Source organism: Microbacterium sp., assembly GCF_039812165.1.
Lineage (GTDB): Bacteria > Actinomycetota > Actinomycetes > Actinomycetales > Microbacteriaceae > Microbacterium.
The window spans coordinates 1-12,252 of the sequence record NZ_JBDIAB010000078.1; the positions used below are offsets into that span (position 1 = coordinate 1).

General features: G+C 70.8%; 10 protein-coding genes and 1 tRNA gene. 6 read left to right on the forward strand and 5 right to left on the reverse strand.

Features of this window, described 5'->3' with window-relative positions:
* The 4 genes from WML84_RS08120 to WML84_RS08135 all read right to left on the reverse strand — a co-directional run.
* Positions 1-872 (reverse strand): aldo/keto reductase (locus tag WML84_RS08120; protein ID WP_347345641.1); only part of this gene is annotated, 872 nt, incomplete at its 3' end.
* Positions 873-1,143: 271 nt separating this feature from the next.
* Positions 1,144-2,112 (reverse strand): aldo/keto reductase, encoded by a 969-nt coding sequence (locus WML84_RS08125; RefSeq protein ID WP_347345642.1) that lies wholly within the window; start codon positions 2,110-2,112, stop codon positions 1,144-1,146.
* A 149-nt stretch (positions 2,113-2,261) separates the two neighbouring features.
* Positions 2,262-4,247, reverse strand: coding sequence for a primary-amine oxidase (locus tag WML84_RS08130; protein WP_347345643.1), 1,986 nt, complete (start codon positions 4,245-4,247; stop codon positions 2,262-2,264).
* Between the two features lie 77 nt (positions 4,248-4,324).
* Positions 4,325-4,822, reverse strand: coding sequence for a MarR family transcriptional regulator (locus WML84_RS08135; RefSeq protein WP_347345644.1), 498 nt, complete (start codon positions 4,820-4,822; stop codon positions 4,325-4,327).
* Between the two features lie 63 nt (positions 4,823-4,885).
* Between WML84_RS08135 and WML84_RS08140 the strand changes: the two genes are divergently transcribed.
* The 3 genes from WML84_RS08140 to WML84_RS08150 all read left to right on the forward strand — a co-directional run bounded on the left by WML84_RS08140 (position 4,886) and on the right by WML84_RS08150 (position 7,449).
* Positions 4,886-4,957: transfer RNA gene (locus WML84_RS08140), tRNA-Gln, on the forward strand.
* 1 nt (position 4,958) lies between these two features.
* Complete coding sequence (glmU, locus tag WML84_RS08145; protein WP_347345645.1) at positions 4,959-6,440, forward strand: bifunctional UDP-N-acetylglucosamine diphosphorylase/glucosamine-1-phosphate N-acetyltransferase GlmU; 1,482 nt, start codon at positions 4,959-4,961, stop codon at positions 6,438-6,440.
* Positions 6,415-7,449 carry a ribose-phosphate diphosphokinase gene (locus tag WML84_RS08150; RefSeq protein WP_347345646.1) on the forward strand — a complete coding sequence of 345 codons (1,035 nt, stop codon included), beginning with the start codon at positions 6,415-6,417 and terminating at the stop codon, positions 7,447-7,449. Before glmU ends, WML84_RS08150 begins: the two co-directional genes overlap by 26 nt.
* A gap of 229 nt (positions 7,450-7,678) precedes the next feature.
* Here WML84_RS08150 and WML84_RS08155 read toward each other — a convergent pair whose 3' ends face one another.
* Positions 7,679-9,082, reverse strand: a complete 1,404-nt coding sequence (locus tag WML84_RS08155; RefSeq protein ID WP_347345647.1) for a gluconate:H+ symporter — start codon at positions 9,080-9,082, stop codon at positions 7,679-7,681.
* A 188-nt stretch (positions 9,083-9,270) separates the two neighbouring features.
* Between WML84_RS08155 and WML84_RS08160 the strand changes: the two genes are divergently transcribed.
* The 3 genes from WML84_RS08160 to WML84_RS08170 are packed head-to-tail and all read left to right on the forward strand — an operon-like array spanning position 9,271 to position 12,168.
* Positions 9,271-9,750 (forward strand): hypothetical protein, encoded by a 480-nt coding sequence (locus tag WML84_RS08160; RefSeq protein WP_347345648.1) that lies wholly within the window; start codon positions 9,271-9,273, stop codon positions 9,748-9,750.
* A gap of 1 nt (position 9,751) precedes the next feature.
* The gene (locus tag WML84_RS08165) at positions 9,752-10,612 is read left to right on the forward strand and encodes an FAD:protein FMN transferase (RefSeq protein WP_347345649.1); all 861 of its coding nucleotides are present in this window, start codon (positions 9,752-9,754) and stop codon (positions 10,610-10,612) included.
* Positions 10,609-12,168 carry a flavodoxin reductase gene (locus WML84_RS08170; protein WP_347345650.1) on the forward strand — a complete coding sequence of 520 codons (1,560 nt, stop codon included), beginning with the start codon at positions 10,609-10,611 and terminating at the stop codon, positions 12,166-12,168. Before WML84_RS08165 ends, WML84_RS08170 begins: the two co-directional genes overlap by 4 nt.
* Positions 12,169-12,252 lie beyond the last annotated feature (84 nt).

Consider the following 12,252-nt stretch of genomic DNA (forward strand, 5'->3'; position numbering starts at 1 on the left):
GCTGCTGCGTTCTCCTGGATGCGGGGGGTCCGGCGGGTTCCCGGAATCGGGACGATCCACGGATGCTGGGCGAGCAGCCATGCGAGCGCGACCTGCCCGGGCGTGGCGCCCTTCGCCTCGGCAAGCGCGGCGACGTGGTCGACCAGCGTCCGGTTCGCGACGAGGTTCTCCTCCTCGAACCGGGGCACACGCCGGCGGATGTCGTCGGTGGCCAGATCGGCGGCGCTCGTCACCGTGCCGGTCAGGAAGCCCTTGCCGAGCGGGCTGAACGGAACGAACCCGATGCCGAGCGCCGCAAGGGTCGGCAGCACGTCGGTCTCGGGGTCACGGGTCCACAGCGAGTACTCGCTCTGCAGGGCGGTCACCGGGAACGCCGCGTGCGCGCGGCGGATCGTGTCGGCGGATGCCTCGGAGAGCCCGAAATGGCGCACCTTGCCCTCGGCGACCAGCTCGCCGACCGTTCCGGCGACGTCCTCGATCGGCACGGCCGGGTCGACGCGGTGCTGGTAGAAGAGGTCGATGACGTCGGTGCGCAGTCGCGCGAGCGATGCCTCGGCGACCGCCCGGATCTGCTCGGGGCGACTGTCGAGCCCGACACTCCTGCCGCCCTGGATGTCCCACCCGAACTTCGTCGCGATCACGACCTGATCGCGGATCGGCTCGAGCGCCTCACCGACGAGCTCCTCGTTGACGTACGGCCCGTACACCTCGGCGGTGTCGAAGAACGTGACGCCCGAGTCGATCGCCGAGCGGAGCACCGCGATCATGTCGGCGCGGTCGCCGGGGTTGGGGCCATAGCTCTGCGACATGCCCATGCAGCCCAGCCCGATCGCGGAGACCCGCAGGCCCTGTCCCAGTGTCCTCGTGTGCATGACTGCGACGGTACGCGCCACCGCGGCCGCGAGCCATGCCCTGGCAGTACACGTCTCGTCGGCGGGGGTCGCACCTGCGTGTCTCGCGTGAGCAGAGGTGATGGCGGCAGGTGTCGTGCGAGCGGATGCCGTGGCAGCACGCCGTCAGCGAGTGGAGGACATGGCAGCACGCCTCACGTGTGCGGAAGTCGCGGCAGCTGGCCTCCGGCGAGAGGACACCGACTCGCCGGCAGTCTCAGACTGCTCGGGGGCAGGGGTCGGCGGTCCGGTCTCAGTAGCCGCTCGGCAGACGCGGCGTATACGGCGCCTCGAGCGCCGCCTTCTCGTCGTCGGTGAGCTCGATGTCGAGCGCTGCGACCGCGTCGGCGAGATGGTGCGGCTTCGTCGCGCCCACGATCGGCGCGTCGACGACCGGGTTCGACAGCACCCACGCGAGCGCGACCTGCGCCATGGGCACACCGCGGGCGGCCGCGACCGACTCGACGGCATCCACGATCGCCCTGTCGCCGTCGCCGTAGAACCGCCGGCCGGTCGGGTCGTTGTCGAAGCGCGTGGTGTGCGTGCCGAACGGACGCGCGAGGCGGCCCTTCGCGAGCGGGCTCCACGGCAGCGCGCCGACGCGCTGGTCGGCGAGCAGGCCGAACATCTCGCGCTCCTCCTCGCGCTGCATGAGCGAGTACTGGTCCTGCATCGAGACGAACCGCGTCCAGCCGTGCAGGTCGGCGGCGTGCTGCATCGTCGCGAACTGCCACGCGTGCATCGACGACGCGCCGAGGTAGCGCACCTTGCCGGCCTTCACGACGTCGTGGAGCGCCTCCATGGTCTCCTCGACCGGCGTCTCCGGATCGAAGCGGTGGATCTGGTAGAGGTCGATCCAGTCGGTGCCCAGCCGGCGGAGCGACGCGTCCACCTGCTCCATGATCGCCCGACGCGACAGCCCGCGACCGCCGGGGCCGTCGCCCACGGGGAAGAAGACCTTGGTCGCCAGCACGACCTGGTCGCGACGCGTGTACTCGCGCACGGCGCGCCCGACGATCTCCTCGCTCGAGCCGTAGCCGTACACGTTCGCGGTGTCCCAGAACGTGATGCCGAGCTCCACCGCCTGCCGGAAGATCGGCGCGCCCTGCTCGTCGTCGAGCGCCCACTCGCTGAAGCCCTTCGACGTGTCGCCGAAGCTCATGCAGCCGAGCGCGATACGGCTCACCCGCAGTCCCGAGCCGCCCAGTCGGTTGTACTCCATGGCGGATGCCCTTCCCCGGCCGCTCGTCGCGACCCGTCGATCAGTCACCACCCTAGGTCGGCCGCGCCAGGCGAGGGAGGCTCTGCCCGTGCATGCCTCCCGGCATCCCTCCGCATCCGCTCGCGAGGGAGCGTATGCGGAGCGGCCGCTCAGTGATGATGGTGCTCGTGCCCGGCGTGCCCCTCGTGTCCGGCGTGCCCCGCGTGCCCGGCCTGGGCGCCGGGAATCGCCGGAGCGGCGCAGTGGTCCGTCGCGGTGCGCGGCGCATCCAGCGAGGGGTTGCGGTCGAAGAACCCGAACGGCTTCAGCCAGAACGAGATCGTGTCGGCGGGCATGATCGGCCAGTCCTCGACGCGCGTGATGTGGTGGATGCCGAACACGTACCACAGCACGACGTCCTCGTCGACGAGGTTCTCGTCGTCGGCGATCCAGGCGCTCATGCCGTTGTGCGAGTCGTCGATCGACTGCGTCGGATAGTCGCCCGCCGGCCACATCTCGGAGTCGTGGTGGCGGGTGACCCACAGGGTGTTGCCGATCACCGGGTTGCGCCGGAGCACCGGCGAGGACTCGTCGAACATCGCCGGGAAGGATGCCGTGGGCACGAGCTTGTAGGCGACCGGAGCGCCCCACGCGTTGAGCTTTCCCGGGTTGGTCACCTTCCAGGTGCGCTGGCGCTCCCAGGAGTAGCTCCGTCCGCTGTGCGCTTCGGATTCCACGACGGTCGCGGCGGTGTGCAGATCGAGCCCCAGCGGGTTCTCCGCGGTGATGGGCGCGGGCATCGAGTCCGACTCGACGACGGTGTTGGCGTCGCCGTCGACGTCGAGGTCGAGGCGGGCGACCAGGAAGTGCTGATGGAACGGGGCGTAGCTGCGCCGGTCGACCGTCGTGCCGGTCGCGCTGGTGTCGCCGTCCTGCGCCATCGGGGTCGACACCATGATCCCGGTCGCGCGCACCTCGCACTCGATGCTGCCGTCCTGGTAGAAGCGCCAATAGATGAGGTACTCGTAGTTGGCGACGGTCGCGTGCGCGGAGACGACGAACCGCCGCTGGCGGCGCACCTCGGCACCGGTGTCGGGGTCGACGTGCTTCCACAGCACCGCGTTGTCCTCCTCGTGGAGGCAGACGGCGTTGCGGATCTCCCACGGCTGACCGGCGGTGTCGGGCAGCACGGCGTCGAGGTAGGTGATCTCGCCCAGGCAGTCGCAGCCCAGTTCCAGCGACGTGCACATGTAGCCGAGGCCCCATTCGCCGATGTCGAACGCGGTGCGGCGGTAGTGATCGAAGCTGGAGTCGCGGTAGGGCACGATCATCTCGGCGAACGACAGCCGGTAGGCGACATCGCGCTTCACCCCGGCGTCGTCGAACGCGACCTGATAGATCACGGGCCCCTCGCGGTAGTTGAACCCGATCCGGAACGACCAGTTCTGCCAGCGGATCTCGGATCCGTCCACCGCGAACGAGACGCCCTGGGGCTGCACGATCTCGAGGGGCTTCAGATCGGTGCGCGGTGCGATGCCTCGCAGCTCCGGCACGTACTCCGCGTCGACCTCGGGGAACCCGTAGTCGTGGTGGTCCTCGATCTCCAGGACCTCCATCGTGTTCATGTCGACGACGATCTTCAGGCCGCTCACCGGGTGCGCGTACGGGTTGCCGCCGGGCGTCGCGCGCATCCACAGGTCCACCCAGCCGAGGCGTCGATCGCGCCACTGCTCCGGGATCACGGCGCCGCCGTACGTCCAGACGTCGAACAGCACGGACTCGACGTCGATGCCGCGACGGGCCAGCGCCGCCTGCACGTCGGGATCCGCCTTCATCGCGTGGTCGCAGTCGTGGTACTCGTCGATCGTGAAGTTCGGGGTGACCCCGGGCACGTGCGTCCACGACTCGACGGCGTCCGAGGTCAGGTTCACCACGGCCTCGTGCACCTCGTTGGTCTGCTTCCTCCACAGCACCACGAACGCGCGACGCTCGATGGGATCGCCGTCGCGCCACGCCTGCACCGCCGTCTTCGGCGGCTCCTGCAGAGCGATCGAGGCGTACCGCCAGCCGGCGTCGACGCCGTGCTCGCGGGCCAGGATCGCGGACGTGCGCGAGAACTCCTCGCCGGTCAGTGAGTCCAGCGGGTGTGCCGTCATGTCGTCCTCCTTTGCCGTCACGCGCCATCGCGTGCCTGTCGTTCCACTATGTCGCGAATACGACGCCGGGTCGACGCTCAGGCGTCGAAGCCGAGGCTGAGCTTGCGCAGCAGGGCGGCCAGCCGGTCGCGGTCGGCGCGCGAGAGCATGTCGAGGAGCTCCGCCTCGGCGTCGACGAGGCGCGTGATCGCGGCATCCACCCTCGTCCGTCCGTCGCCGGTGAGGGTCACGAGCACGCCACGGCGGTCGTCGGGATCGGCCTCGCGCCGGACGAGCCCGCGCTCGACGAGCCGGTCGATGCGGTTGGTCATCGTGCCGCTGGAGACGAGGGTCTGGGGGAGCAGCTGCTTGGGGCTGAGCTGATAGGGCTCGCCCGCGCGCCGCAGCGCCGACAGCACGTCCCACTCCCACGGCTCGAGGTCGCTGCGCCGGAACGCCGCGCGCCGCGCACGATCGAGATGGCGCGACAGCCGGTCGACGCGCGAGAGCACCTCCAGCGGCGAGAAGTCCAGATCCGGACGCTCCGCGCCCCACGCCTCCACGATGCGGTCGACCTCGTCGGTGTCCTTGCCCACCGGTCCATTATCGGGCCCGGCCGGCATGGCAGACTTGACGGGCGGTGGCCACGATGGCCACGGTCCGCCGTGGTGTAATGGCAGCACGACAGCCTTTGGAGCTGTGAGGTCTAGGTTCGAATCCTGGCGGCGGAGCATGGTGGAGAACAACACAGCAAGCAGCGCACGCGCGCTGGCCGTGATCATCCTGGCCGCCGGCCAGGGGACGCGCATGAAGTCGAGCCTGCCCAAGGTGCTGCACCGCATCGGTGGCCGCCCGCTCGTGGGGCACGTGCTCGACGTCGCGCGCGACCTCCACCCCGACGGCATCCTCGTCGTGCTCCGGCACGAGCGCGACCTCATCGCCGAGGCGGTCACCGGCATCTCGCCGGAGATCCGCGTCGTCGACCAGGACGAGATCCCCGGCACCGGCCGCGCCGTCCAGGTCGCGCTCGACGAGCTCGGCGACTTCGACGGCGACGTGCTCGTGCTGAGCGGCGACGTCCCCCTCCTCGACGCCGACACGCTCGACGCCCTCGTCGCCGCGCACCGGGCGAGCCTCGCCGCGGCGACGATGCTGACGGCCGTCGTGGAGGACCCGCACGGGTACGGCCGCGTCATCCGGGGCATCGACCACTCCGTGACGCGCATCGTCGAGCAGAAGGACGCCACCGACGACGAGGCCGCGGTCACCGAGATCAACGCCGGCGTCTACGTCTTCCAGGCCGAGCCGCTGCGCGCCCACATCGGCCTGATCGGCACCGCGAACGCGCAGGGCGAGCGCTACCTCACCGACATGATCGGCCTGCTGCACGCGTCGAGGCTCACGGTCGGCGCCGTGGTGGCGCCGGATGCCTCGGCCGCCCTCGGCGTCAACGACCGTGTCCAGCTCGCACAGGCGGCGAAGGCGCTCAACGCCCGCACCGTCCGCCGCTGGCAGCTCGAGGGCGTCACGGTGCAGGACCCGGACACCACGTGGATCGACGTCACCGCGACGCTCGCGCCCGACGTCACCGTGCTGCCGAACACGCACATCCTGCGCGCCACCGCGGTCTCGTCGGGTGCCGTGATCGGCCCCGACACGAGCCTCGTCGACTGCGAGGTCGCCGAGAACGCGACCGTGCGGCGCAGTGACGCCACGCTCGCCGTCATCGGGCCCGACACCCACGTCGGCCCCTTCGCCTACCTGCGCCCCGGCACGCGCCTGGACGCCGGCGGCAAGATCGGCACGTTCGTCGAGACGAAGAACTCCACGATCGGCGAGGGCAGCAAGGTGCCGCACCTCTCCTACATCGGCGACACGACGATCGGCCGCGGCGTCAACCTCGGCGCCGGCGCGATCACCGCGAACTACGACGACCTCGCCAAGCACCGCACGGTGATCGGAGACGAGGTGCACTCCGGATCGCACAACGTGTTCGTCGCTCCGGTTAGGATCGGAGACGGCGCCAAGACCGGTGCCGGCGCCGTCATCCGCAAGGATGTCCCGCCCGGCGCACTCGCCTTGAGTGTCGCCCCCCAGCGCAATGTCGACGGGTGGGTCGAGACCAACCGACCGGGAACGGCCGCGGCGGACGCCGCGGTCCGGGCCCGGTCCGCACAGGAAGCCGACGATGGCGCGCAGCAAGAACAAGGTTGACCTGGACGTCGCACGGGGGATCGCCCCCGGCATCGTCGCCAAGACGAAGAAGCGGCTCGTGGTCGCCTCCGGCCGCTCGCACGAGGCGCTCGCGCTCGACGTCACGCGGGCGCTCGGCACGCAGCTCGTGCCCACCGAGCACCGCACCTTCGCGTCGGGGGAGATCCTCACGCGCTTCGAGGTGTCGATCCGCGGCTGCGACGTCTTCCTGATCCAGACCTTCGGCCCGCCCGTCAACGAGTGGCTCATGGAGATCCTGATCATGCTCGACGCCGCCAAGCGCGCGTCGGCGAAGCGGATCACCGTCGTCGCCCCCTACTACCCGTACTCGCGACAGGACAAGAAGGGCCGCGGACGCGAGCCCATCAGCGCGCGCCTCGTCGCCGACCTGCTGCGCACGGCGGGCGCCGACCGCATCATGAGCGTCGACCTGCACGCCGCCCAGATCCAGGGCTTCTTCGACGGTCCCGTCGACCACCTGTTCGCCAAGCCGGTGCTCCTGGACTACTTCGAGAAGCACCTCACCGCCGAGGACCGCGCCAAGCTCACCGTGGTCTCGCCCGACACCGGTCGCGTGCGGGTCGCCGACACGTGGTCGGACAGCCTCGACGCGCCGCTCGCGATCATCCACAAGCGCCGCGACCCGAACGTCGCGAACCAGGTCACCGTGAACGAGATCGTCGGCCACGTCGAGGGCCGCGTGTGCCTGCTCGTGGACGACATGATCGACACCGGCGGCACGATCGTCAAGGCCGCTCAGGCGCTCAAGAAGAACGGCGCCGAGCGCGTCATCGTCGCGGCGACCCACGCGATCTTCAGCGACCCGGCCGCGCAGCGCCTGCAGGATCCGTCGGTCGACGCGGTCGTCGTGACCGACTCGATCCCGCTGCCGCCCGAGAAGCGCTTCCCGGGGCTCACCGTGCTGCCGATCGCGCCGCTCCTGGCCCGTGCGATCCACGAGGTGTTCGAGGACGGCTCGGTCACGAGCATGTTCGACGGCGCCGCGTAACCGCCTCAGCCGAGGGGCGGCGGCGTGCCCTCAGGTGAGCAGATGCTCCTAGACGCTCCGAGCCGGCCGATGCGCACTCGTCAAAGCGCTCCGCGGGACTCGCTCGTCATAGACCCGCCGATGCCGCGTGGCTACCGCGGGACCTCTGCGCCTCGCCGATCCCGGTGAGCACCCTGCGGGCATTCGGCGGCCGATGCCGTCGAACGCTCACCCGTGGAGAACGGCAGCACTACACCACGAGCCACAGCACCCATGCCAGCAGGAAGATCACGGTCCCGAGGATGGTCTCCATGACCGTCCAGGTCTTCAGAGTGGTCTTGAGATCCATGCCGAAGAACTTGCTGACCAGCCAGAAACCCGAGTCGTTGACGTGCGAGAGGACGGTCGCGCCACCCGCGATCGCGAACACCAGCGCCGCGATGTCCAGGGTGCTCAAGCCCGCGGCCGCGACATCGGCCGCGATGAGCCCCGCGGTCGCGGTGAGAGCCACGGTCGCGGAGCCCTGTGCGACGCGCAGCGCCGCAGCCACGACGAAGGCCTGGACGATGAGCGGCAGTCCCAGTCCCGACAGCGAGTCGGTCAATGCCTCGCCGATACCACTGGCGCGAAGCACCGCGCCGAACATGCCGCCGGCGCCGGTGATGAGGATGACGCCGCAGACCGGGCCGAGGGCGCCGTCCATGAGTCTCTGACCGGTCTCGAGCGTGAATCGGCCCGGGCTGAGCGTGAAGAGAGCGAAGAGCACGCTGATCAGCAGCGCAATCGGTGTCGTCCCGAGCAGCATGACGTAGCGAGCCCACTCGGCGTCGTCGGCGATGACGCCCGCGGTGATGAGCGTGTTCAGAATGGTGTTGCCGCTGATGAGGATGAGCGGGAGGAGAAGCACCAGGAGCACGTGGCCGAAGGACGGGGCTGTGAGCTTCTCGCCGTTCGGGCCCCTGAGCTCGTTCATCTCGCCGAGGATCGCGTCGGGGATCTTCACGAAGACGCGCCTGCCCTGCCACGTTCCGATGAGGTAGCCGCCGAGGAACCAGCCGATCACGGCGACAGGGATGCCCGCGAGGAGGGTGATGCCGAGGTCTCCGCCCAGGATCTCGGTGGCTGCCACCGGGCCGGGGTGGGGGACCATGATGGCATGCATCGCCGCGAAGGCCGCGGCAGTCGGGATTCCGTAGAGCAGGAGCGAGCCGCCGAACCGGCGTGCCACGGTGAAGAGGATCGGGAGGAAGATCACCAGACCCGCGTCGAAGAAGATCGGGAAGCCGAAGAAGAGGGCTGCGACGCCGAGCGCGAAGGGCGCGCGCTTCTCGCCGAATCGGCTGACGAGGGTGTCCGCGAGCACCTGCGCGCCGCCCGTGGCCTCGAGGAGACGCCCGAGCATGACACCGAAGCCGACGAGGAGGGCGACACTGCCGAGGACGCCGGCGAAGCCGGTCGTCATGGCAGTGGCGATGGTGGTGCCACCCTCGGGGTCGTACACCGGGATGCCTGCGGCGATCGCGGTGACCAGGCTGACGAAGATCAGCGAGACGAACGCGTGGATCTTCAGCTTCATGATCATGAACAGAAGCAGCGCGATGGCGGCCACCGCGATGAGGAGGAGAACTCCCGTGCTGTAGGCAGGTTCGACCATGAGTGGGCTCCTTTGCCGGGTCGTGGATGCCTCCACGCTATTGGACATCACATCGTGACGTCCACGCAGCTCGCCGTGTTGCGGTGGCGTCTTCTGCGGGAACACATAGGTTCGTCAAAGGATCCCGATCCGCGATCTCGTTAGCGTGGAGGTGCGTCGAACCGGCGCGGCAGAACGAGAGGACCGTCATGATCCCCACCCCCGCACTCCCGCGACCCGTCCGCACGGCGGCGGCCGCGGCATCCGTCGTCGGCGTCGTCCTGCTCGCGGGCTGCGCGGCCGAGTCCGCGCCCGCGGCCGAGACGACCCCCACCACCACCGCGACGCCCGAGGCGACGGCATCCGCCCCCGCCGAGGAGGCGTCCGACAGCACGTACGCCGACGGCACCTACACGGCCGAGGGGTCGTACGCGACCCCCGAGACCGTGGAGACGATCTCGGTCACGGTCACCCTGCAGGACGACGTGGTCACCGCCGTGGACGTCACCGGCAACCCCAGCAAGCGCGAGTCGGTGCAGTATCAGGGCGAGTTCATCGGCGGCATCGCCGACGTGGTCGTCGGCAAGCGCATCGACGAGCTCGCGGTGAGCCGCGTGGCCGGATCGTCGCTCACGAGCGGCGGCTTCAACCAGGCCCTCGAGACCATCAAGGCCGAGGCGAAGGCGTGACGTGACCGGCGACCGCTGGGAGTTCGACGCGATCGGCACCCGCTGGCGCGTCGACACGGCCCACCCGCTGTCGGCCGGCGCGCGCGGCGCGGTCGCCGACCTCGTCGACGCGTTCGATCGCGACTGGTCGCGCTTCCGCGACGACTCGCTCGTGAGCGCGCTCGCACGCGGCGCCGGCACCGTCGTCGCACCGCCCGACACCGCCGCGATGCTCGACCTCTATGCGGCGCTCGACGAGGCCACCGCCGGAGCGGTCAATCCGCTCGTGGGCGGCGCGCTCGCGCGGCGCGGGTACGACGCGCGCTACGGGTTCGTCGACCGCGGCGCCGAGCCGGCACCGCCGGACTGGCGGACGCTCCTGGCCTGGACCACCGACCGGCTGCTGCTCACCGAGCCCGCCACGATCGACGTCGGCGCCGTCGGCAAGGGCCGCCTCGTCGACCGCGTGCTCGACGTCGTTACCGCGGCCACCGACGGCGAGGCCGTCGTCGACGCGAGCGGCGACGTCGCGGTGCGCGGACGCACCGACCGCATCGGCCTGGAGCACCCGTTCGACCCCACCCGCGCGGTGGGCGTGTGGGAGGTGCGGGATGCCGCGCTGTGCGCCTCCGCGGTGAACCGCCGGGCGTGGGGCGAGGGCCTGCATCACGTGCTGGACGCGCGGACGGGGCATCCGATCCGCACGATCGCGGCGACGTGGGCGGTCGCCGGCTCCGCCATGATCGCGGATGCCGTCGCCACCGCCCTCTTCTTCGACGGGGGCGCGGCGTTCGCCCACGACCGGGGCGTACCGTGGGTGCGCATGACCAGCGACGGGCGCCTGGAGTGGTCGCCGGACTGCGGAGCGGAGCTGTTCGTATGATGAGCGCACTCACGGCGGTCTGGAACCGCGTCTTCGCGGTCCTCGGCCGCGCGTCGATGTACCGGCTGGTGCTCGTGTGCCTCGGCATCCTCGCCGTCTACGCGGTGACGCTGTCGCTCCTCGGCGCGCTCGCGATCGGGCCGCTGGAGCTCATCGTGAGCCTGGCTCTCCTCAGCGCGGTGTGCACGGCGGTGGATGCCGTCGCCCACCGCGTGCTCGGCTCGTCCTGGCGCCTGGAGTCCTCGCTCATCACGGCGCTCATCCTGCTCTTCGTCCTGCGGCCGACCCTCGACCCGCTCGGCCTGGCGGGACTCGCGCTCGCCGGCGCGGTCGCGTCGGCATCGAAGTACCTGCTCGCGTGGCAGGGGCGGCATGTCTTCAACCCCGCCGCCGTCGGGGCGGCGGTCCTGACGATCGTGAGCGTGTGGCTCCCGGGTCTCGGCGCGTCGTCGTGGTGGGTGGGCACGCCGCTGCTCGCCGCACCCGTCATCGTCCTCGGCCTCGTGGTGCTGCTCCGCACCGAGAAGGTGCGCGTCGTCGCCGTCTTCGTGGTCGTCGCGATCGCCGTCGCGGTCGTGCGTGTGAGCGTGCAGTACCAGACCGCCGGCATCGCGCTCGACCTCGGCACCGCGTTCTGGTCGATCGTGTGGTCGTCGCCGTTCCTGTTCCTCGGGGCGTTCATGCTGTCCGAGCCCCTCACCCTGCCGCCGCGGCGGTGGCAGCAGTTCGCCGTCGCGATCGTCGTCGGCGTCCTCGCCGGCTGGCCGATCGACCTCGGCGGCGTGAGCCTCGGGCAGGAGCGCGCGCTCCTGATCGGCAACGTCGTCGCGTTCTGCTTCGCCGCGCGCTCGGCCGTGCGCCTGCGCTTCGTGGGGCGCACCGACCTCACGCCGACGGTGCGCGCGCTCACCTTCCGCGCCGCACGGCGGCTGCGGTTCGTGCCCGGCCAGTACCTCGAGCTCGAGGTGCCGCACGCGCACGCCGACGCGCGGGGCACGCGGCGCGAGTTCAGCATCGTCTCCGCACCGCGCGAGCTGCCCGAGCTCCGCATCGCGTTCCGCGAGGGCGGCGGTCCGCAGTCCAGCTACAAGCGCGCACTCGCCGCGGTGCAGCCGGGCGACGTGCTCGCGGTCACCGGCGTGTGGGGCGACTTCGTGCTGCCGAGACGCTCGTCGAGCCCCGTGCTCATGGTCGCCGCCGGCATCGGGGTCACGCCGTTCGTGTCGCAGCTGACCGACCTCGGCGCCGACGCGCGCGAGCGCGACATCGTGCTCGTCTACGTCGCGTCCGAGGCGGCGGAGCTCGCGTTCCGGCCGGAGCTGGAGGCATCCGGCATCCCGGTCGTCGTCTTCACCCGCGACCGGCCCGCCGACCTGCCGTCGCACTGGCGGTGGGCGGGCGGCGTCCGACTGGATGCCGACGGGCTCCTGCAGCTGGTCCCCGACATCCACGCGCGCCACGCGTACGTGTCGGGCCCGCCCGGGCTCATCGCCGATCTCGCTCCCGCGCTGGACCGCGCCCGCTCGATCACGACCGACGCGTTCTCCGGCTACTGACCCGTGGCATCCCGCTGACCCCGCCTGACCTCGCGCTTGTTGGCGCGGGGCGCTTCGTCTGGGCTGTTGGCGGCACCTTTCTGC

Bases quoted from the DNA above. Each gene is read 5' to 3' on its own strand.
- WML84_RS08130 (WP_347345643.1), bottom strand. From the start codon at position 4,247: ATGACGGCACACCCGCTGGACTCACTGACCGGCGAGGAGTTCTCGCGC.
- glmU (WP_347345645.1), top strand. From the start codon at position 4,959: ATGGTGGAGAACAACACAGCAAGCAGCGCACGCGCGCTGGCCGTGATC.
- WML84_RS08160 (WP_347345648.1), top strand. From the start codon at position 9,271: ATGATCCCCACCCCCGCACTCCCGCGACCCGTCCGCACGGCGGCGGCC.
- WML84_RS08155 (WP_347345647.1), bottom strand. From the start codon at position 9,082: ATGGTCGAACCTGCCTACAGCACGGGAGTTCTCCTCCTCATCGCGGTG.
- WML84_RS08150 (WP_347345646.1), top strand. From the start codon at position 6,415: ATGGCGCGCAGCAAGAACAAGGTTGACCTGGACGTCGCACGGGGGATC.
- WML84_RS08125 (WP_347345642.1), bottom strand. From the start codon at position 2,112: ATGGAGTACAACCGACTGGGCGGCTCGGGACTGCGGGTGAGCCGTATC.
- WML84_RS08170 (WP_347345650.1), top strand. From the start codon at position 10,609: ATGATGAGCGCACTCACGGCGGTCTGGAACCGCGTCTTCGCGGTCCTC.